This is a genomic window from Streptomyces sp. NPDC020299 (genome assembly GCF_044387825.1).
Lineage (GTDB): Bacteria > Actinomycetota > Actinomycetes > Streptomycetales > Streptomycetaceae > Streptomyces.
The window spans coordinates 1-20843 of the sequence record NZ_JBIRWL010000039.1 but is presented as its reverse complement, the minus strand read 5'-3'; the positions used below and the strand labels follow the sequence as shown (position 1 = coordinate 20843).

The window sequence follows — 20843 nt, the reverse complement described above, 5'->3', positions numbered from 1 at the left end:
TCACTGGGTGATCAAGCACCCAACCCCAACCAATACACCTGCACAGTCCCAGCTCACAGCCCCGCCCACTACGCAGAAAAACTGGTCCCTGACACGCGTCACCGTCACCATGATCGCGTCATCGAAATGTCAGTGCACCATCCAGGGCAGAGCTCAGTGAGGGATCGAGCACCAAGAGAAGGCTGTTCCAGCCCCAGGTCAGTCGTCCCCCGCATCCGGCTCGGGCGCCGCAACAGCCGGCGGACCGGCGCGGAGCATGGCCTTGTAGAGGTCGTCGTGCCCGGGTGAGGCAGGCAGGGGGCCGCGGGCCGGGCCCTCGAAGGACTGGACCAGCAGGGCGACGACGCGGCGCCAGGCGTCGGGGGCGGCCTCGCCGGTGGCGTTGACGACACCGGCGTTGGCCATGTGCAGCAGCACCAGGTCCGAGGAGTCGAAGTCCTCGCGCAGCCGACCCGTCGCCTTGGCCCGGTTGATGAGCTCCACCATGCCCTCGTAGGCCTCGTTGCGGCGCCGCTCCAGGGCCTTGGCGGTGGGGAAGGTCGTGGTCAGGACGTCGGCGAAGCCGCTGTCGGCGGCCTGCATCGCGCAGGCGGTCTCGATGTAGCCGACGAACCCGTGCCAGGGGTCGGGGTCGTCCAGGGCGACGGCGACCGCGTCGGCGTAAGCGTCCATGCGGTCGATGAAGACGGCGTCGACCAGCTCCTCCTTCGTGGGGAAGCGGCGGAACATGGTGGCGATCCCCACGCCGGCCTCACGGGCCACCGAGGCCATCGAGGCACCCAGACCGTCACGCGCGAACACCTTGCGCGCGGCGACGGTGATCCGCTCCCGGTTGCGCTCGGCGTCGCTGCGCAGGGGCTGGGCGGCGGGGCCGTCGGGATGCGGGGCGGCAGGGGTCATACCGCGAGTCTAGCAATCGGATTGCCCTATCCACTTTCGGTGGTACGGTGACATCAGTGAACCGGAGCGGCCTATCCGAATCTTGAAATGGATAGAGCTATCCGGATGGCTTTCTTCCTTCGGCCAGCTTTTGGAAAGGATCGCTGTGACCACCATCGCCATCGTTGGAGCCGGCCCCCAGATGGGCCTGGCCATCGCCCGCACCTTCGGCTCCCAGGGCTTCGACGTCGCCCTGATCTCCCGTAACCGCGAGAAGCTCGACGGTCTCGTCGGCACGCTCGCTACCGACGGCATCACCGCCGCAGCGTTCCCCGCGGACGTGCTCGACCGCGACGCGCTCACCCAGGCGCTCAAGGACGCCGTCGCGCGGTTCGGCGGGATCGATGTCCTGGAGTACTCCCCCGTGGGCACCTTCGGCGTCACCACGCTGACCTCGCCGTCCGGGACCCAGCCGGGGGACGTGGAGTTCGAGATGAACTTCCAGCTCTACGGAGCCATCACTGCCACCCAGGCGGTACTGCCAGCGATGCGGGAGGCCGGTACGGGCACCCTGCTCTACACCACCGGCGCCGGCTCGATCTGGCCCGACCCGCGGGTCGCCAACGTGAACGCCGCCGCCGCGGCGCTGCGCAACTGGGCGATGAACCTGCACAAGGAACTGGCCGACGCCGGCACCGGCATCCAGGCCGCCCACGTCGGCATCGACTCCTCGATCGGCGTCTCCGTCATCCCCGGCATCGAGGCGGCCAAGCCCGAGCAGATCACCCCCCTCTACTGGGAACTGCACACCGCCAAGCGCGACGAGGCCGAGCTCGTCTTCCGCCTCGATGCCGAGGGCTTCCCCCGCGCCTGACACCGCGCCGGCTCCGCCGACTCGGCCCCCTCGTCGAACCCCGATCGCGGCGCGGCGGACCAGCGCCGCGACGCGACTGTGAACCCGGCTTCACGGGGGAAGGCCCGTACGACCAGGTGTCGGCCGCCTGTCGCGGCCCGGGCAGGACGGCCGAGAAGGATGCGTTCGTCATCGTCGACCAGGCACGCATGAGCTCCTGCGGCCCGGCGACGAGACCCGGCCCCGTCAGACCACTCGGATCCGTTCGCACCCGCAGACCGGCCTGCCGGCGTCGCGAGGCTTCAGTTGCTCGGCCAGGTGCTGAGTGCATGGTCGGCCACGCGGTGCATGTCTTCTCGGCTGGCACCGCCGGCGGCCTGTACGGCGAGGCCCTGCCCGACGGTGTTTACATAGCGGGCGAGGGTTTCCGGGTCGGCGGTGAGGGGCAGGTCGCCCTCGGCCTGGGCTTGTTCGAACCGTTTGCGCAGGGCGGCCACTCCGGCCTCCCGGCGTTCGGCCAGGTCGCGGCGGACCGGTTCGCTTTCCGGGCCGGCGGCCAGCGCGGACTGCACCAGCAGGCAGCCGCGCGGGCAGCCGGGCGCGGTGTGGGCGTTGACGGCTCCGTGCAGCATCGCCTCGGCGACCTGCCGGGCGGTGGGCAGCTCAAGAGCCGGGGCCACAAAGGCTCCCGGGCCCTGCACGTAGCGGTCGACGGCCTTGCGGAACAGTTCCTCCTTGTTGCCGAAGGCGGCGTAGATGCTGCGCCGGTTGATCCCCATGGCCTCGGTCAGCGCGGCGAGCGAGGCGCCCTCGTAGCCCTCGGCCCAGAACAGCCGCATCGCTGCTTCCAGTGCCTCGTCGGTGTCGAAGGACCGGGGCCGTCCCGTGCTGGGCATCGAAGCCTCCTTGAGAAAAGTTCGCCGCCGCGGAATGAATCCCGCGCTTGCTCAGGTTAGTGTCATCGTGGATATAGTAACCGAGCGGTTCGGTTCGTAAGTGAAGTGCTGAAGAAATCGGAGACCCCCATGGGCACCCAGCTCGCCCCCGGCACCACCCGGTCCGGCGTACGGCCCCTCGAAGGCAAAACCGCCCTGGTCACGGGCGGGTCCCGGGGCATCGGTGCCGGGATCGTGCGCCGTCTGGCCGCCGACGGCGCCCAGGTCGCCTTCACCTACGCCAGTGCCAAGGACCAGGCCGACGCCGTGGCCGAGGCGACAGGCGCCCTGGCGGTGCAGGCGGACAGCGCGGACCACGAAGCCGTCCGGGCCGCGGTCAGCCGCACCACGGAGCATTTCGGCGGACTGGACATCCTCGTCAACAACGCCGGCGTCTCCCACGCCGCACCGATCGAGGACTTCCCGCTGGAGGAGTTCGACCGGCTCGTCGCGGTCAACGTCCGGGGCGTGTTCAGCGCCGTCCAGGCCGCCGCTCCCCACCTCGGCCAGGGCGGTCGCATCATCACCATCGGCAGCGTCATCGTCGACCGCGTCCCCTTCCCCGGCGCAACCGTCTACGCCCTGACCAAGGCCGCCGTCGCCGGTCTCACCCGGGGACTGGCCCGCGAACTCGGTCCGCGCGGCATCACCGTCAACAACGTGCAGCCCGGCCCCACAACCACGGACATGACCCCCGACTCAGGCCCGTACGCGGAATCCCTGAAGCAGCTCATGCCGCTCGACCAATTCGCCGAGCCCGCCGACATCGCCAGCGCCGTCGCCTATCTCGCCGGCCCCGAAGCCCACTTCATCACCGGCACCAGCTGGAACGTCGACGGCGGAATCGCCGTCTGACCGCCCACCCCGGGCGGCCGCACTCCCCCTGAACGTCCCGGCGCTCGCGCTCCGCCCAGAGTTCTCGACCAGCGGAGGCCTCCAGCCGTATCGCCGCGCATGACGGCACCCACCACCACAAAGGACGCACCATCATGAACGCTTCCACCACAGCCCCCACGACCGCCCTGGCCGTCGGGTCGGAGGAGCCGCTCAGCCCCGGCTACGACGCGGCGACCAAGGACGACGCCGAGTTCAACGAACTCTTCCGGCACGGCTTCACCACCATCGACGACATGCAGATGCACTACGTCGTCGGCGGCGACGGCCCGCAGGTCATGGTGCTGCTGCACGGCTGGCCGCAGAGCTGGTACGAGTACCGCCAGGTCATGCCCTCGCTGCTGCCCGGCCGCACCGTCATCGCCATCGACCTGCCGGGCCTGGGCGACTCGACCGGGAACCCGACCTCCAGGGCCAAGACGGTCCTGGCCACCTACGTCCACAAGCTCCTCGTCCACCTCGGCCACCGCGAGAACGTACACGTCGTCGCCCACGACTTCGGCGTCAGCGTCGCCTACCCGCTGGCCGCCCAGTACCGCGAACAGATAGCCGGCCTGTTCCTCATGGACTACGGCCTGACCGGCAAGAACCTGAAGTTCGCCGCAATCGAGTCGATGTTCTGGCACTTCTCCTTCAACAAGCAGCGCCCCCTCGCCGAGGAACTGGTCACCGGCCGGGTCGAGACCTTCCTCACCCACTTCTTCCAGGGGATGAAGACCGCCGGCGAGAACATCTCCGCCGACGAAATGGCCGAGTTCGTCCGGCTGTACTCCCGCCCCCAGGTCCTGCACGCCGGCTTCGAGCTCTACCGGACCGAGACCCAGGACGAGGCCGACAACACCAAACTCCAGGAAACCCCGCTGACCATCCCGGTCCGCATGATCACCCAGGCCGGCCTCGCCGACATGGTCCTGCCACCCCTCCAGGACGCCGCCCCCCACGCCACCTCCGCCGACGTCCCCGGCGCCGGACACTTCCTCCTCCACGAAGCACCCGACCGCGTCCTGGCCGAGATCAACGCCTTCTACCCCACCCCCACAGCCTGACCACCTGCGAAAGCCGGCTCACCGCAGTGAGAGGAAAACCCCTGATGAACAGCCAACCCACCTCCGCCCGCGATGTCCCTACCCGCGTGTTCGCCGCCTTCGACGCGGGCGACATCGCCGCGCTGGACACCCTGGTCTCGCCCGATCTCATCGACCACAACCTCCCCCCAGGGGCTCCCTCGGCGATCGAGGGGATGAAGGCAATGGTCGCCGCCATGCGCGACGGGTTCACCAACCCTCACCACGAGATCGTCTACCAGGCCGAGACCGACGACGGCTGGGTCGTCTCCCAGTGGGTGGTCACAGCGACCCACACCGGCCCTTGGTTCGGACTGCCCGCGACCGGCCGTGACGTGACCTGCTCCGGCATCGATCTCGCGCGCGTGGTCGACGGCCGGATCGTCGAGATCCGGCACGTCGAGGAACTGCTGCAACTGCAGATGCAGATGCAGCTCACCGACTGAAACAGCAGCAAAGATGCACCAGCGCGGCGTGCGCTGACCAGACAAGGGACCCCCGGCGAAGAGTCGAAGTTGATCGCCTTATAGACCTTCGCCCGGGGGTTCCCATGGCTCACGCTGTTGCCCCGTCGGGTGCTGAAGGCCGATTGACATGGTGCAGAGCGAAGACACCGCTGACCACGTCGGCCGGCCGTTCCGGTCTGGGGATGACGCGCCGCCAGTCCGACTGGCTGGCGTAGGCGTCGGTACCCGGATCCACGAGTATTCGCCCACCGCCAGCGCAGTGTGCTCCCATCATGACGGTCGTCACTCGTCCGAATCACTTCGGCGGGCAATTTCAGCAGCGTATGAAGCTTTAGCCGATCTCATGGCCCAACTGTTAGCGGTTGAGGTGCTGAAGCTGAGAAGGCGGTTACTGACTTCGGCTCGTTGGGGTGAACTTTCCCGAAGTCCCTGATGGGTCTGGTGTGGTGGCTGTATTCGGTGGGGTGTGAGGTATGCGGATGGGGGCGGGCTGACTCCTGCGGGACGGCTGCGCCGGGAGACGGTACGGATGCAGGCGGCCGAGCTGTTCGGCCAGGGCGTCAAGCCGTTGGAGGTCGCACGGCGCCTGCGGGTGAGCGGGAAGTCGGCCTACCAGTGGCAACAGTTGTGGCGGGAGGGTGGTGTCCGGGCCCTGGCCTCCCGTGGCCCGAGCGGATCGCGGTGCCGTCTGTCCCCGCGCTGTCTGGAGAAACTGGCCATGTATCTGGAGCAGGGCCCGGCCGCGCACGGCTGGGTGGAGGACCAGGTGTGGACGGCCGCGAGGGTGGCCACACTGATCGGCAGGAAGTTCCACGTCTCCTACAGCGTCTCGGGTGCCACGAGGCTGATGCGCCGGCTCGGCTTCAGCCCTCAGGTCCCCGCGCGGCGGGTCGCCGAGCGCGACGAGCAGGCCGTCACCGTCTGGAAGGAGGCGACCTGGGCGGAGGTAAAAGAGCGCGGGCGGCCTGCGGAGGCTACGTCTGCTTCGAGGACGAGGCAGGCTTTACCCGCCGGCCGCCCAGAGGACGGACCTGGGGCCGGCGCGGCCGCACCCCGGTCGTGACGGTGAGCGGGCGACGCTCGGGGCGCCTGTCGGTGGCCGGACTGATCGCCATGCGGCCTGGCTCCCGCACCCGGCTGTGCCACCGCCTGCGCACTCACCCCGCGGGCAAGGGCAAGCGCCGCAGCATGGGCGAGCGCGACTTCATCGCGCTGATCGACGGCACTCACCACCTCGTCAAGGCGCCGATCGTGCTGGTCTGGGACCGCCTGAACACCCACGTCTTCCACGCCATGCGTGAACTGATCGCCCAGCGGGCCTGGCTGACGGTGTTCCTACTGCCTGCCTACTCGCCCGACCTCAACCCGGTCGAGTGGGTATGGGCACACGTCGAACGCAGCCTGGCCAACCTCGCCGTCGTCGCTCTCGACCGACTCGAAGCCCTCGTCCGCAACCGGCTCAAACGCCTCCAGTACCGGCCCAACACCCTCGACGGCCTTATAACGGGCACCGGCCTCACCCTCGACAATCCAACGTCACCTTGAAGAGCCGAAGTCAGTAAGTGCACGCGAGTTGTTCACCATCGGACAACGGGTCAAGTACTTCCGTGAGCGGCGCGGCATCTCTCAAAAGGGTCTCGGGGAGTTGATCGACCGCTCGGAGAACTGGGTCTACAAGGTAGAGCACGAGCAGATCCCGATCGACAAGCTCTCGCTGCTCTTCGACTTGGCCAGGGTCTTGCGCTGCACCCTTGAAGACCTCACGGGCGGCTTCCTGTCCGGTGTCGGCGCCGGCCTGGATACGGAGCACGAGCACGTCCCGGAAATCCGCAGCGCGCTGTCCCTGCCCTCGTCAATGCTTCCCACCGCCGTCGGCTCGGTGACCGTCGAGGACTTCAAGAAAGACGTCGACGACGCGTGGAAGGTGAACGAGACACAGTCCAAGGGCCGCTATCAGGACGTGGGCGCCCGCCTGCCCCTCCTGCTCCGGCAAGGACATGCGGTCCTACGCGACGCGACCGGGCCCGGGCCCGGCGAACAGCTGGCGCTGCGCCAACTCGTCAGCCTGTACGGGCTCCACCAGATCTGGCTTCGCCGTGTCGGAGAGCCGACCCTCGCGCGCATTGCCGCCGACCGCGGCCTGGCACTCGCCGACAACGCCGGCGACCCGGCTCTCATCGCGGCCGCCGCCTGGAACCTGTCCTGCGTCCTTACATCCGCCGGCGAAGTCCACGACAGCGTCGAGCTGGCGCGGGCAACGATCGCGAACTGCGCCCCGAACGACGGCTCGTCGCCGGAACACTGGTCGGCTCACGGAGCGCTGCACTTGCAGGCAGCCGTCGCCGCGGTGCGCGCCGCGAAGGGCCCAGTCGCCTGGGATCTCTATCGCGGAGCGAAATCCGCGGCCGCACGCGTCGGCTCTGACCGCAACGACTGGCACACCTGCTTCGGCCCCACCAACGTGGCGATGCACGAGGTACATCTGACAGCCGAGGAGGGCAACGCGAGCGAGGCCCTGCGCTTGGCGGACACCGTGGAGATCAACCCCGAACTACCGCTGGAGCGCCGCACTCGGTACTTGATCGAGGTCATGAACTGCAACCGCATCCAGCGCGACGACTACGCCACCGTGCACGTCCTCACCAAGCTGATGGCGCAGTCACCCGAGGAGATCGTCTTCTCTCCGCTGGTCGCGCCCGCGGACGCTGCTGCGCCAGCACCCTGACCATGTAGGTCTGGCGGTACTATCGAGGCTCCGGGGCCGAAGGCGTACGGCTGGTGTGAAAGGCGAGCCCACGAGGTAGTGGTGCCCCTCAAAGCAACGCGGCCACCGGCGTAGCCGTCTCTGCCCGCCCCCACACGGGCCCGCACCCTCTCCCCGGCCCAAATTCAGAGCCCCGGTGCCTCCTCGGTGCTGCTCGCCGCCTCGTACACAGACCCCGCCGCCAGGACACCCTGCTCTCCCAGCACCTCCCCGCCCTCCTCGAGTAGCTCGGCGACCCGCCGTGGTGGTTCATCCGCTTCCGCGACCCGGACCAGCACCTCCGCATACGCATCACCCTCCCCGGCCCGGAATCCCTTGCCGAGACGGCCCGTGCGGTGAGCGCGTGGGCGGACCCGAAGGGCGAGCACGGCTGGCAGGACGTCGTCGAAGGCATCGACGCCCTTGTCGCCGCCCGCAAGGACGACGGCCCCCGGGTCGGCATCTACACCGTGATCACCCGCCTGAACATCGATCAGATCCCCGCGATGGGGCGCTACGCCGCCGACCTCGGCGTCGACTACTACGTCCCGCAGCCCATCGCCCTGGAAGACGACCACCTCCTCCACGAGCAGCTCTCGCTGCGTCCCGAGGACACCGGTGCGCTCACCGGCGCCTTCGCCGAGCTGTACGCCGCCGGCCTGCCTCTGACACTCCCGGCCGGCCGGCTCCTACCCCGGCCAGGTCACCGCCGGTGTTCCCCGCACGACGTCCACGGTCAAGGGCTGTATCGGCGGGCGCACACTGCACTTCATCCAGCCCGACAGCGCGATCTGGGACTGTGTCTCCTCCCTGCAGATCGACGCCACCCCTGCCTCCGCCCACCGCACCATCCGCGGGCGCAGCGCCGCCGCACTGTTCCCGGCGCCGACCGGCTGCGCGAGCGACTGCCCGCTTCATGGACTTCTCCCGCATCTTCACCCCGGACGTTCACGCACAGACGCAGCGCCTGGGCGTCGGCGTTTCGGCCAATCCGCCGCGGGCGCGTGCTCTTGCGCGGCAAGGGTCGGTGCACTGGGCACCTTGGGAGAACCGCTCAACCCCAGGGTGCGCAACCCGTCCGAAAGAGCAGGCGTTCGAAATCAGTGCGGCGTCGTTGAACATGGCGACGCCACCATCACATCCACAAGGGGGGAACGCATTGACGCCAGCCGAACGAGACACCGGCAGGGTCGAGGACCTGTCGAAGGCGACAGCCGCGGACGGTGCCGACAGCACCCAGCCGCCCGAGGCGGTGAACGCGTCCGCGATCATCCACGACGGCCAAGGCCGCTACTTGCTCCACCTACGTGACGCCAATAAGCCATGGATCTGGGAGCCCGGCTGCTGGTCGCTGCTCGGCGGCGGCCACGAGCCGCAGGACCGCACCCTCCTCGACACGGTCCGGCGGGAGCTGCGCGAAGAGGCCGGTCTGACCCTTGCGGACCTGGAGCCGTACGCGGTCGAACACGTCACCAGCACCGACGGAACCCGTGTGCCGATCCATCTGTTCTCCGGCCGCTGGAACGGCGACCCGACCCAGCTCTCCCTCACAGAGGGCGTGATGCTCGCCTGGGTGCGGCCCGAGAAGTTCCCGTACATGACGATGCTGCCGTCGACCAGGACGTTGCTGGAGCGGCACGCCGCCGAGCACCCCGCGCCCGCAGAGGAACCCCCGGTGGCTCCGGGGCCCGAGTCGGTGGAGGCGCCAGCCGGGACCGTACTGAACGTGGTCGGCGTCCACCTCTACCTGGAACGCGACGGCCAAGTCCTGCTAGGCCTGCGGCACCCCGACTCGGCGTACGCGGGCGGGTCCTGGCACGTACTGGCGGGCCACTGCGAGGCGGAAGCCGCGACCGCATGTCTCGTGCGGGAAGCATATGAGGAAGCGGGACTTGTGATCGACCCGACCGACGTCGACCTGGTCCACACCGTGCATATGAGGGATCAGCCCACTGCGCCGCCCCGAATCCAGCTCTACTTCCGCGCCCGCCACTGGGAGGGCACACCGGCGCTGCGGGAGCCGGACAAGTGCGTGGCCTGGCAGTGGTGGAGCGCCAAGGACCTGCCTGAGCCGATCGTCTGTTACACCCGTGCCGCGATCGAAGGCATTCAGGCCGGACGCGTATACACAGAACTGGGGTGGGAGGGCTGACCGGCGCGGCGCGGACGGCCGCCGCGGTGGCGGCAGGCACGACACAGCGGCCCATCCGCCAACAACTGTGCCCGCTCGAGCTGCAGGCTCGCGCGCAGGAGGCCTCCTTCTGGCTGGTCTCCGGCCTGCGTCGGGCCGGTGCCCTGACCTGGACGCTGCCGCCACTCGCCACCGTTCCTCGGCCAACGCTATGACCTCGCCTGCGCGGGTCGCCATTGCCCTGCACACCAGCCGTCCAGCGAACAGGAGTATGGGTGCCCAACCATCAGAGCCCTCTTCCTCCCCGAGTCCGAGTCGACAGCTCCGCCGTGCCGGCCGGCTGGCCCGAGGACTTCCTCCGTCACCGCTCCGGCGGCGGGTGCCCCATGTGCGCGAACGACTACGCCGCGGACGACACCGGCTGGGGCATCCTGCTTCGCCGCGGTGAAGTGGCCAACGCGTATCTGTGGCAAAACGGACGCGTACGCGGCTACTGCGTGCTCATCCATCGCGGTGCCCCGCACGTGGCCGAGCCCACCGACTTGTCCGAAGCCGACGCCGCCGCCTACTGGCTCGACACCCTCGCACGCGGCAGGGCCCTGACGACCTTCCACCGGCCGGTGAAGATGAACTACTCCACACCCTCGGCAACGTCGTTCCCCACCTGCACAGCCAAGTCTGCCCCCGGTACGCCAGGGACGCTGATCCCGCGCGGGCGGGCCGCTGCCGTGGCAGTTCCTCGACGGCGGGCGCCAAGACGAGGGGCAGCTGCAGCAGGACGCCGCTGCGCTGCGGACACTGCTGAAGGACGCATGAGCGGCAGCCGGCGGCATACCGAGCCACTCGACGTCCACCTGATCGCGGTGAGCGACGGCACGCCGGGGCCCGAGGTGCTGCTGTCCCGACGGGCCGGTGAGGTGTACGCGGCAGGCTGTTGGCACCTTCCGTCGGGGCATCTGGACGGTCCGCATGAGGACGTGGTCACCGCCCTGGTCCGCGAGGCGCGGGAGGAGACCGGGGTCGTCATCGACCCGGCCGACGTGCGGGCCGCCGTGACCGTGCACCACCGCAGCCCCGGAGGCGCCTCCCGGACCGGGCACTTCTTCGAGGTCCGGCAGTGGAAGGGCGAGCCCGGGATCGCCGAGCCGGACGTCTGCGACGCGATGGACTGGGCACCCCTTACCGCCCTGCCCGCCCAGATGGTGGCGTACTGCCGCGCAGGTCTGGACGCCTACACCGCCGGCGCGCGCCTCGCCGTGCACTTCCAACTGCCCGACGACAGCATCGCCTTCGACCCCTGCGCCGATCGGCTGCGCCTTGTGACGGACGTGACCGGCCAGGCGTCTGGCGCCCGTCCCGACGCCGCGGTCGTGGAGTTCGCGGAGCGGGCGGTCGGCCGGATCGCGCAGTGGACGGATACGTCATGAGCGCGCGAGAAGAGCCGCGTGTGGCGGGTCCACGGCGTCCAGGGCGGCACCTGGTACGTGAAGGTGCACCAGAACGAGCGGTTCCACGGCAGGGAAGTGCGAGGGCTACGGACATGGGCGCCGGAGCTGGGGGCGGCCGCGCCGCGGCTGGTCGCCGCCGACGAGACCCTGCGGGCGGTGGTCCTCACCGCGGTGCCGGGCCGCCCGCTGCACGGCGCTGTCCTTGCTCCGGAGCGGGAGAGGGCGGTCTTCCACCGTATCGGCGCGCTGGCCCGCCGCATCCACCAGTCCTCTCCCCCGCAACCCGCTCCTGCCGGCAGCGGCCCGGCCGTGGCCAAGGCCGACCGGCACCTGGCCGGGGCGCGGTCTCATCTGCTCCCGGGTGATGAGGAGTACGTCCGCGAGCTCGTCCGGCAGGCCGAGGACCTGCCACCGCTGGAATGGGTGGAGACCCACGGCGACTTCCAGCTCCGCAACATCCTCTCCACCCGTGACGCCGCCGACGAGACGGACGACCGTGAGTTCGTGGCGGTGATCGACCTCGAGCGCAGTGAGCCGGGACCGGCCGTACGGGATCTGGTTCGCCTGTCCGACGCCTGGGCCGGCCGCCCGGATCTGTTCGAGGCGTTTGTGGGCGGGTACGGCAGGTCCCTGACCACCGCCGAACAGGCCCGCCTCGTCATCGACGCAGCGCTCGATTCCGTGAGCGGGATCTCGTACGGCGCCGCCCACGGCGATCCCGAGCTGGTCGAACGCGGCCGGCGGACGCTGGCCCGGCTGCGCGCCGAGCACCGTGCAGCCCTTTCAACGACAGGAGATGCGACGTGAACGCCGACACGGCACCCACTGCCGCGGCCGAGCCGCGCGACGCCGCCGGGCGGCCGCCGGTCCGCGCGGCAACCGCCGCTGACGCCGAGGCCATCACCCGGATGCGCTCCGAATACGTCCTGTCCTCACCGCTGACCGAGGACTGGGCCAGGCAGTGCACGGAGGAGCTGGCGCCACGGCTGACGCCGACGGGAGACGCCCGGGCCTTCGTCGTCGACGCCCCGGACGGCACGATGGCCGCCTGCGCCCTCGGCCTGATCCACCCCGTGCTCCCGGCCCCGGCCTACCCCCGAGGCCGGGCAGCCCGCGTGCAGCTGGTCGCCACGCACCCGGACCACCGGCGCCGCGGTTACGCCCGGGCGGTCGTATCCGCACTCCTCGACCACCTCGCCGACGTCGAGGATGTCACCCTGTTCGAGCTGCACACCAGCCCGGAGGCCGCGCCCCTGTACCGGGAGCTCGGCTTCAGTGGCAACCCGGCGCTCATGCGGATGACCCGCCACCACCAACCCGCCGGTGCCGCGCCTGGTGCGCAGCCGGACTCGACGTGGGTGCCGCCGCAGCAGTACGCCGACGCACTGCCCCGGGCGGCCGCGTACGTGTGCCTCTACGTCACCGACAAGGACGACCGGCCGCTCCAGCTGCACTCCGTCTACTCCCCCGGCCACCCCTGGCACATGATCGGCGGCGCAATGGATCTGGGCGAGCGGCCCTGGGACGCGGTGGTGCGCGAGTGCCGGGAGGAGACCGGCATGACCGCCGCGGGTCCGCCCCGACTGCTGGCCACCGTGTACGGGCAGCCCCGGGAGAGGCGTCCGTACAGCACGCTGCAGCTGATCTTCGATGGCGGGCGCCTGACCGATGAGCAGATTCGGGGCATCACCCTCAACCCGCGTGAGCGGTCGTACGGCGACCGGTACTGGGCGCTGCAGACCAAACAGCCCGCTTCCCTGTACGGGCCCGTCAACCTGCCCCGATAGAGCACCACCACGCGCGTCTTTCACGAACGAGGAGCGATCTGTGGGATACACCCGGACCGACTGGTCCCAGCACTACACCAGCGGCCGCGGTTTCCGGCGACTCGGGGACGAGGAGAAGGGCCTGCTCGTCGAGCACGCCCCGGCGCCCGTCGGTGGCCGTGCGCTCGACGTCGGCTGCGGCACCGGGGAGATGTCCGTATACCTCGCCTCGCTCGGGTACACCGTCGACGGCGCGGACTTCGCCGAGGGCGCGCTCCACCGGGCCCGCGCGGAGCACCCCGGGGTGGAGGGGGTGCGCTGGCTATGCCTGGACGTGGAGCACGACGACCTGGCCGGCCTCGCCGAGGACGGCTACGACCTGATCGTCCTGCGCTTGTGCATCGCGTTCATCCGCGACCGTGCCCGGGTCCTGCGCCGTCTGGCCGAGCAGCTGCGCGAGGGCGGGGTGATGGTCATCATCACGCCGGTCGTGGAGCACACCGCGGAAGAGCGGCGCCACATCGCGCTGGACGAGGGCGAAATCGCGGCGCTCACCGACGGGTTCGACCGCGTCGAGCGGTTCGACGCGGAGGGCCTGGCGGTACTGGCCTTGCGCGGGCCGGCCGCGTCGTTCTGCGCGGAAGAGAAACTGCGGCCCGAGCCGCAGGCCATCTTCGGTGCCGCGGCAGTGGTCACCGATGCGAGGGGCCGAGTCCTGCTGGGCCGCTCGTCCCGAGGCATGTGGGAGCTGCCGGCTGGTCGGATCGAGACGGGCGAATCGGCACCGGAGGCCGCGGTGCGGGAACTGGCGGAGGAGACCGGTCTGACGGCGCGCGTGGAGGACGCGCACGTCATCACCGTGCTCCACGACGACCGCCTTGACGTGCGCCGCATCACCGCCGTCGTCCGCGTCACCCGCTGGAGCGGGGATCTCGGTCTGCCCGAGCCGCAGAAGTTCGTGCGCTGGGAGTGGCACGACCTGAACTCCCTGCCCACCCTGGGAAGCATCTTCGCGCCCAGCGCCCAGGCTCTCACCGCGGTGTGGCCCGGGGTGCTGCCGGGGTTGCCGCCCGTCCACTCGTACGCGTGCGTCACCGCCGCCCCGCCGGTGCCCGGGGAACCGGCCGAGGCAATCAGGTTGCGTGAGCGGATGGCGGACACCGTGATCAGTAAGGGTTGGGCTCCGTCGCCGCAGGTCCAGGCCGCGCTGCGCGAGGTACCCCGGCACCGATTCGTCCCCGAGGCTCCGCTGGAAACGGCGTACCACGACGACCTCGCCGTGGTGACAGTCCGGGAATCGCCCGGGACCGCGCTCAGCTCCGTCTCCGCTGCCTGGCTGCAGGCCGACATGATCGAGCAGCTCCGAGTGGAGCGGGGAATGACCGTGCTGGAAGTTGGATCGGGCGGGTACAACGCGGAGCTTCTGGCACACGTTCTCGGTGATCGCGGCCGCGTGGTGACCGTGGACGTCGACCCGTACGTGGTGCACCGCACGCAACGACTGTGCGCGGAGGCCGGCAGCGGCCGAGTCACCGCCGTCCTCGGCGACGGTGCTCTGGGAGCACCCGCACACGTCCCTGCTCGCGGGTTCGACGGGGTGATGATCACACACAATGCGGCTGACATTCCCCGGGCCTGGCGCGAACAACTCCGTGAGGGCGGGCGGTTGGTGGTGCCGCTGGGAATGGGCGGCTACACCCGCTGCCTCACCCTCGTCCGGCGCGACGACGTGCTGCACTGCGAGCACTGGACGTACTGCGGGTTCGTGCGCGACCGCGGCAGCGCCGCCTGCACCGCCCCCGCAGTACGTCTGGCCGATGGCGAAGTCACCTTGCGGTGGGAAGACGGGGCTCCCGGCGACACGGCCGGGCTCGAGGAGGCCCTGCGCGGGCCGCGGCACGAGCTCAGCACCGGACTCGTGGTCCGGGGCACCTTCAATTTCGAGACTTTGCAGGTCTACGCCGCCACCACGCTGCCCGGGTTCTGCCGCTTGGCCGCCCGGGAGGGATCCACGCTGGTCACGCACCAGGACGCGGCGGCGATGCTGGCGGACGGCTCCCTGGCCTACCTGACATATCGCGTGGTCAAGGACGCCTCAGACCGGGCCGACCGCCTCACCGAGTTCTTCATCCACGCCTACGGTCCGGCCGCCAAGGAGCTGGCGGAGCGCTTCGCCGCCTGTGTGCGCACCTGGAACCGGAGAGTGCGGGAGGGCGGCTACCCGCCGATGACCGTCCATCCCACTGGCACCCCCGACGAGCAGTTGCCCGCCGGTGATGTGCTCGACAAGCCCTCCGTACGGCTCGTCTTTCAGTGGCCGGACCGGCCGGACCGCGTTCCCGACGAGGCCCGGAGCCTGCTTGCAGCACGCGGACAGCGTGCCTGACACCAAGGGAGTGATCGCCGCCGCCAGCCAGCCGCCCTTGATCTGATGCCCGGCACTCTCCACTCCTGAGAAAGGCCTCCAACCCGTGGCGACCCCCACTCCCCCGGCCTTCGCGCATGGACTTCCCTCCGTGCTCGGAGTGTTCGCCCATCCCGACGACGAGAGTCTCCTGGCGGGCGGCGTGCTCGCCCAACACGCCGCTGACGGCGCCCGCACAGCGGTCGTCACCGCGACCTGGGCGCCGGACAGCCCGCGGGCCGGCGAACTCGCCGACGCTCTGGCGGTCCTGGGTGCAGGCCGGCCGCGGATGCTCGGGTACCGCGACGCCCGCAACGCCTCGTCGGCGCCTGAGCAGTCTCGTTGGTGCGACGTGGACCTGGACGAGGCCGTCGCCCAGGTCGTCTCGCACATCCGGCAGTTGCGTCCTGCAGTCGTGGTGACCCATGACGTGCTCGGCCAGCTCACCGGACACCCGGACCACCGGCGCACCCACCAGGTCACCCTCCTCGCAGTCGAGGCTTCCGCTTTCGCCCAGCTCTACCCCGAGACCGGAGAACCGTGGCAGACCAGTGCCCTCTACACGGCCACGCATCCCGACGTCGGGATCGGCGAGCTGGGACCGCTGCTACAAGGCGTCGGCAAGACGCTGCTGAGCGTGCCGAACGCGTACGCGACCACCACCGTGGACGTGACGGCGTGGCTCGATCAGAAGTGGGCCGCGATCTGCTCGCACCGTAGCCAGATGGAGGGCAAACGGCCGCTGCCTGCGCTTCTCTCGCGGCTCGACGGCGAAACCCGCGCCCGGATCCTCAGCACCGAATGCTTCACCCGACTCCGCGTCGCACCGGAAGCGCCTGGACTGCGGACCCTGGCTCCCTGAGCAGCGCTTCGAAGCATGGCGATCAACAGGCTGCGCGACTCCGGCAGCGCTCGCCGTCACCAGACCTCTCCGCCCCCCTACCCGACCGGACCTGAAAGATGGACAGCCATGCCCAGTTCACCCCGTCCCCCCACCAGACGACCGACGCCACCCCCACCCTGAGCCGACCGGCACAAGCTCCAGGGCCGACTGCCAAGACAGGGAGCACAACACCCGAGGTACGTACGGGCCGCTGCGAGTGAGGCCGCATCACCTACGAGGTGGCCGGTGTCCCGGGGGACTGTAAGACGTTCGGTGTAACTCCCGATCATGGTCGGCGAGCAGGGGTCGCACCTCGCCGACGGCGCGGGTGATGGTGGAGCGGTCCACGCCGAACCAGCAGGCGAGCACGTCGTGCGTGGCCCCGTGGCGGAGGTGCACGAGGGTGACCAAGAGCCGGTCGACGAAGACCAGCCGGTGCTTCGCACCGGCGCCGATCGCCCGCTTTCGGAGCCTGGAGCAAGACTGGCCTGGTGCCGTTCATGCCACAACGGGTCCAGTCGGATGAGCGTTTCGCGGCTCGGATTCAGTCCGGGGCGAGGCTCATTGCTGCGCTTGCTCAGGCGCCCGGCGATCCGGTTCGTTGATCTTCCCGAACGGGACGTGCACGCTGGGCGTGCTGCGGGCGGTGCCGGTCAGGTGGCCGACCTGGTCGTCGAAGAAGATGTGAGGCTTGAGGACCTCCATGATCGTGCTCTTGTCTATGCCGCCGAGGAAGAAGGCATCGTTGACGGTCACGCCCCAGTTCTTCAAGCTGCGCACCGGGCGTTCGTGAGCTGGTGCGTCGCGGGCGGTGACGAGGGAGACGTGGACGCGAATCTTGTAGTCGGCGTCTTCAGCCCGCTGTTCTTCTTCGCGCCGCTGGAGCCGGTTGACGCCTGCGAGGAAGTCACGCAGGGGGCCCGGGTCGTGAGGAGTGGCGGCGTTCGTCGTTTCGTGGAAGCGGAAGCCCTCGATGCCGTCGACCTGGTAGACCTGTTCCGAGGCGTCGTCGGCGAGGACTCCATCGAAGTCGAAAGCGATCCGCAGATCCTGGTCATCGCCCTCGTCGGCCACGGCTGGGCCGAGCACGCGGCCAGCGGGCAGCCCGAGCGCGACAGCCTCGCGGACGTCGTCCTCGTTCGCGGACAGGAACAGGGACATGTTCAGGGCGGGCATGAGGCGGTAGGGCGAGCGGCCCTGCATGAAGATGGCCCGGCTGATCGGCAGGCCGTGGGACTGGATGGACCGCATGACCCGCAGACCGGTGTCGGGATCATTGCGGGACAGGATGATCACCTCGACCAGAGGGTCGTCGGGTGAGAGGTCGTTCAGGGACAGCAGCCTGCGGATGAAGGGGAAGGCGACCCCTTTTTCCAGCGTGTCGTCCAAGTGCTCCTCCTGGTAGGCGCGGTAGATCTCCTCTCCCTGATCACGGAAGACCGCATCCGCCTCCGCCAGGTTGAACAGTGCGCTGGAGGCGATACCGACGACCAGGCGGTTCTTGAGTTCGTAGACGGCCACCGCGTCCTCCCCGGCACGAATTCGCACACACGCACCAATCAGGATAAGTCGCCGCGCGCTACGAGGGCAGCCGGCGCCGAGGCGCCCTCATACGGGGCAAGGGATGGAGCGGCTCGCCGCTCAGGTTGATCTGCCCGGTCGGCGACCGTCCGTGCAGAACGGAGTGGTCCGCCACCCCCGTTCCGCGGGCTGGCCCGGCGTACGGTTCGGGTCTGTCTGCCGCACCACCGGCGCGGCGGCAGGGGCGGGAGTGGTTCACTGCGACTAGACTGCCCTGGAACAGCCGTAGGCTGACGAAACGAGCGACTCATGTCGGGTGTCCGATTCCTACATGAGTCAAGCAAGTTCGGTAATCGCCCGCGTACGCGATTCCGGCCCAGGCCAGGACGGTGACGATGCTGGCTACAGCCGCGGCCGCCCAAGGCGTCGCCGCCGGTGTTGTTGTAGGTGAGGCCGCGGCTCAGGCGAGGCCAGCGAGGTAGACGCGCATGCGAGAGGGTTCCTATCGGGCGGGGCGGGAGACGCCGGAGGCGTAGGCGCTGATGCCGCGCCGCTGGATGGTGCCGCCGGGAATCATCTTCGCGTGCGGAGGCGGGCGGGGACCTTCCTCTTGGCGCGTACCGTCTGGTCGCCGCCGATGAGGTGCCGGTTGTTGATGAGGGCACGCAGTCGTTGCCGACCACGTCTTCGTAGGACGGCGGCAGGCCCGGCAGTAGACCTCAAGGGCGTCGACGCGGGTGCCGGGGCTGGCGGTGAACGAGCCTTGGAAGTCGGTGGCCTTCGCAATGCGGTCTTCGACCTTGATCTCGGCGGCGACGATCCACACGTGCGCGCGGGTGTCGACGGCGACCGGGGCGGCCGCGGCCGGCGGGGGTGCGTACAGCGGCTCATCAAACAGGTTGGCGAAGAGTTGCAGTTCCAGTTGGTCTCGTACAACCGCTGTCGTCACGTACCGTCTCCCGTTACATCAGTGGCCCCCCTGCGTCAACGCCTTGATGCCATATGGACGGGGTGAACGCGTCAGGCGTTACACCCTGTCCAACACCCCCGGGTACGGGAGCGATCCAGGTGTATTGCGGGAGGCTGGTGGGCCGTGACTCCGGCTCCTGCCCAAGGCGTGCGTGAGGGCGCCGGTGCCGCGGCCGGAGCCGCCGAACGGTCCGGGCATGGGATTGCGGGACCGTACAGCGGCTGCTTGATGACCCGGCTCGGGAGAGAGGGGGCAGCGGAGTACAGGTCAGTCGGTGTCGGGGCGGCGGAACACTTCCGTCGGCCGCCAAGGTTCCGGCGCCTTGGGGAGCTTGCGAACGAGGGGAGAGGGACCCGGTACGCCCGAGCCGCTGCACTCTCGCCGGTCTCTTGGGCGGCAGTCGGGAAGTCCTCGGCGACACCCACCGGAACCCACTGGTGCCCGTCCCACTCCTGGATGCCGCGCGGCGCGTCAGGGCCGACGTGGGCTCCCTGCTGCGCCTGGCCGCCAAGCGGGGCGGCCCTACGCTCCCCGCGGACCGGGCGGCGTTGCTCGCGACGTTCCGCCCACTGCTCCAAAGGCTCGTCGTCCATGCGGTACCCCCTCCTTGTCGACCCGTCCAGTCTGCCGCGTCGGCACGGTGGCGGGGAACCAGCAGCCGGCCTCACAGAGTTGCCGTCCATCCCCCTCGTCAGAGTGGTCGTGCCGTCAGGGTTGATGGTGACGTGGGCGCCGTAGACGGGGAGTTCTCCGTGCCGCAGCCACCACCATCGGATGTCGTCGAGCTCGTCGTACAGGCGGCGCGGGCCGGACTGGTGCACGGTCGTGGTCCGCTCGCCCGGACTGGTGCTCGCCCGCGCCCAGGACCCATCCGCGTACAGCATCCACGTCATGCGGCTGCCGTCGTCATCGGTGCCGGTGCGGTGCTCAATGCCAGGGACCTTGAGGGACAGCATCGACCACACCTCCCAGGCCTGCATGACATCGAGCACGGGGAAGGGCGACTTGGTGAACTCTTCCCCTTCCTGTTCGGCGGCCTGGGCGAAGACCTCGTTCAACGCGGGCGGGTAGTCGTCGCCGGAGCGGGTGGCCATGAACGAGCCGCGGTCCCACTCGACGCGTCCCTTGGCGCCGCCGTCTTCGGTCTTGTCCGCGGTGACGATCAGGCCGGTGCCCTCGATCGTGGTCACCAGCCGTCCGCCGGGGGCGAGCGCGGCCAGCCAGGAAGCGGGGATGCGAGGCATCGACACCATCGACACGATCCGGTCGAAGGTGCCGGGCAGTTCGTCCACTGCGGCATCCGCGGTGACGACTGTTGGATGCCAGCCGATCCAGTCGAGCCGTTCGGCTGCGGCTTGGGTCAGGTACGGGTCGACGTCCAGCGTGGTCACCAGGTCGTCGCCGAGGCGCTGGCAGGCGAGGGCAGCGCTGTACCCGGAGCCGGTGGCCAGGTCCAGCAGGCGCACGCCCGGGGTGAGGCGCCCGTGTTCGAGCATCGTGACGACCAGGCTCGGCAGGGTGGAGGACGACGTGGGGTGCCCGGCGATGGGCTTCCCGGATTCTGCGTGGTCAGCATGTACGGGGCCGATGCGAGTGACGAGGGTGGTGTCCGAGTAGGCGGCCTTCGCCCACGCGTTCTCGTCGTACGGGCCGTAGGCGACGGTCCACCCGTGCGCCCGGGGTGAACCAGCGAAGGCCCGCTCAGCACCGCTCGTCGCTCCACCGGCCACCCTGACCCGCCCACCGAGATCCGCCTCCAGGCCGCACGCCACAGACCACACCGCGTGGAGTAAGAGGTCATCTCATTTGGCCGAGTCGTTATGCTGTGGGCCGTGGTGGGGATTGTTGAGCGGCTGGTGCCAGACGAGTTGTGGGAGCTGTTCCA

Annotated in this window: 17 protein-coding genes and 3 pseudogenes; 14 read left to right on the top strand and 6 right to left on the bottom strand. The window is 69.7% G+C overall.

Going from position 1 to position 20843, the window contains the following annotated elements:
* Positions 1–198: 198 nt before the first annotated feature.
* On the bottom strand, positions 199–900 hold the full coding sequence (locus ACH45E_RS45450) for a helix-turn-helix domain-containing protein (RefSeq protein WP_361458251.1): 702 nt from the start codon (positions 898–900) through the stop codon (positions 199–201).
* 145 nt (positions 901–1045) lie between these two features.
* Here ACH45E_RS45450 and ACH45E_RS45445 point away from each other — a divergent pair, with 145 nt between their 5' ends.
* The gene (locus ACH45E_RS45445; protein ID WP_361458248.1) at positions 1046–1753 is read left to right on the top strand and encodes an SDR family NAD(P)-dependent oxidoreductase; all 708 of its coding nucleotides are present in this window, start codon (positions 1046–1048) and stop codon (positions 1751–1753) included.
* A gap of 281 nt (positions 1754–2034) precedes the next feature.
* Here the strand turns inward: ACH45E_RS45445 and ACH45E_RS45440 are convergent, their stop codons facing one another.
* Complete coding sequence (locus ACH45E_RS45440) at positions 2035–2628, bottom strand: TetR/AcrR family transcriptional regulator (RefSeq protein WP_361458245.1); 594 nt, start codon at positions 2626–2628, stop codon at positions 2035–2037.
* A gap of 129 nt (positions 2629–2757) precedes the next feature.
* Between ACH45E_RS45440 and ACH45E_RS45435 the strand changes: the two genes are divergently transcribed.
* The 13 genes and pseudogenes from ACH45E_RS45435 to ACH45E_RS45375 all read left to right on the top strand — a co-directional run bounded on the left by ACH45E_RS45435 (position 2758) and on the right by ACH45E_RS45375 (position 16446).
* Positions 2758–3522, top strand: a complete 765-nt coding sequence (locus ACH45E_RS45435; protein ID WP_361458243.1) for a 3-oxoacyl-ACP reductase family protein — start codon at positions 2758–2760, stop codon at positions 3520–3522.
* 134 nt (positions 3523–3656) lie between these two features.
* The gene (locus ACH45E_RS45430; RefSeq protein WP_361458240.1) at positions 3657–4607 is read left to right on the top strand and encodes an alpha/beta hydrolase; all 951 of its coding nucleotides are present in this window, start codon (positions 3657–3659) and stop codon (positions 4605–4607) included.
* 44 nt (positions 4608–4651) lie between these two features.
* Positions 4652–5071 (top strand): ester cyclase, encoded by a 420-nt coding sequence (locus ACH45E_RS45425; protein WP_361458237.1) that lies wholly within the window; start codon positions 4652–4654, stop codon positions 5069–5071.
* Positions 5072–5582: 511 nt separating this feature from the next.
* A complete protein-coding gene (locus ACH45E_RS45420) occupies positions 5583–6155 on the top strand; it encodes a winged helix-turn-helix domain-containing protein (protein WP_399042881.1) in 573 nt (190 codons plus the stop codon).
* Positions 6131–6637 (top strand): annotated as a pseudogene (locus ACH45E_RS45415) (transposase); the annotation flags it as partial. The gene ACH45E_RS45420 and the pseudogene ACH45E_RS45415, both read left to right, overlap by 25 nt.
* 28 nt (positions 6638–6665) lie before the next feature.
* The gene (locus tag ACH45E_RS45410; RefSeq protein ID WP_361458068.1) at positions 6666–7817 is read left to right on the top strand and encodes a helix-turn-helix domain-containing protein; all 1152 of its coding nucleotides are present in this window, start codon (positions 6666–6668) and stop codon (positions 7815–7817) included.
* A pseudogene (locus ACH45E_RS45405) lies at positions 7792–8209 on the top strand (thiopeptide-type bacteriocin biosynthesis protein); the annotation flags it as partial. The gene ACH45E_RS45410 and the pseudogene ACH45E_RS45405, both read left to right, overlap by 26 nt.
* A 785-nt stretch (positions 8210–8994) precedes the next feature.
* Entirely contained in the window at positions 8995–9987 is a 993-nt protein-coding gene (locus ACH45E_RS45400; protein WP_361458065.1) for an NUDIX domain-containing protein, read from the top strand.
* Between the two features lie 791 nt (positions 9988–10778).
* Positions 10779–11393: an NUDIX domain-containing protein gene (locus ACH45E_RS45395; RefSeq protein WP_361458062.1), complete on the top strand. Its 615-nt coding sequence runs from the start codon at positions 10779–10781 to the stop codon at positions 11391–11393.
* Positions 11394–11411: 18 nt separating this feature from the next.
* A complete protein-coding gene (locus ACH45E_RS45390) occupies positions 11412–12221 on the top strand; it encodes an aminoglycoside phosphotransferase family protein (RefSeq protein ID WP_361458059.1) in 810 nt (269 codons plus the stop codon).
* The gene (locus tag ACH45E_RS45385) at positions 12218–13201 is read left to right on the top strand and encodes a GNAT family N-acetyltransferase (RefSeq protein WP_361458056.1); all 984 of its coding nucleotides are present in this window, start codon (positions 12218–12220) and stop codon (positions 13199–13201) included. The genes ACH45E_RS45390 and ACH45E_RS45385 overlap by 4 nt, the downstream gene beginning before the upstream one ends.
* Positions 13202–13241: 40 nt before the next feature.
* Positions 13242–15566: a methyltransferase, FxLD system gene (gene fxlM / locus ACH45E_RS45380; protein WP_361458053.1), complete on the top strand. Its 2325-nt coding sequence runs from the start codon at positions 13242–13244 to the stop codon at positions 15564–15566.
* A 130-nt stretch (positions 15567–15696) separates the two neighbouring features.
* Entirely contained in the window at positions 15697–16446 is a 750-nt protein-coding gene (locus ACH45E_RS45375; protein WP_361458050.1) for a PIG-L deacetylase family protein, read from the top strand.
* A 312-nt stretch (positions 16447–16758) separates the two neighbouring features.
* Here ACH45E_RS45375 and ACH45E_RS45370 read toward each other — a convergent pair.
* The 4 genes and pseudogenes from ACH45E_RS45370 to ACH45E_RS45355 all read right to left on the bottom strand — a co-directional run.
* Positions 16759–16935 (bottom strand): annotated as a pseudogene (locus tag ACH45E_RS45370) (transposase family protein); the annotation flags it as partial.
* Positions 16936–17028: 93 nt separating this feature from the next.
* On the bottom strand, positions 17029–17988 hold the full coding sequence (locus tag ACH45E_RS45365) for a 5'-nucleotidase (protein WP_361458047.1): 960 nt from the start codon (positions 17986–17988) through the stop codon (positions 17029–17031).
* A gap of 502 nt (positions 17989–18490) precedes the next feature.
* Positions 18491–18937, bottom strand: coding sequence for a hypothetical protein (locus ACH45E_RS45360; RefSeq protein ID WP_361458044.1), 447 nt, complete (start codon positions 18935–18937; stop codon positions 18491–18493).
* 71 nt (positions 18938–19008) lie between these two features.
* Complete coding sequence (locus ACH45E_RS45355; RefSeq protein WP_361458041.1) at positions 19009–20739, bottom strand: DUF6087 family protein; 1731 nt, start codon at positions 20737–20739, stop codon at positions 19009–19011.
* Between the last annotated feature and the right edge of the window lie 104 nt (positions 20740–20843).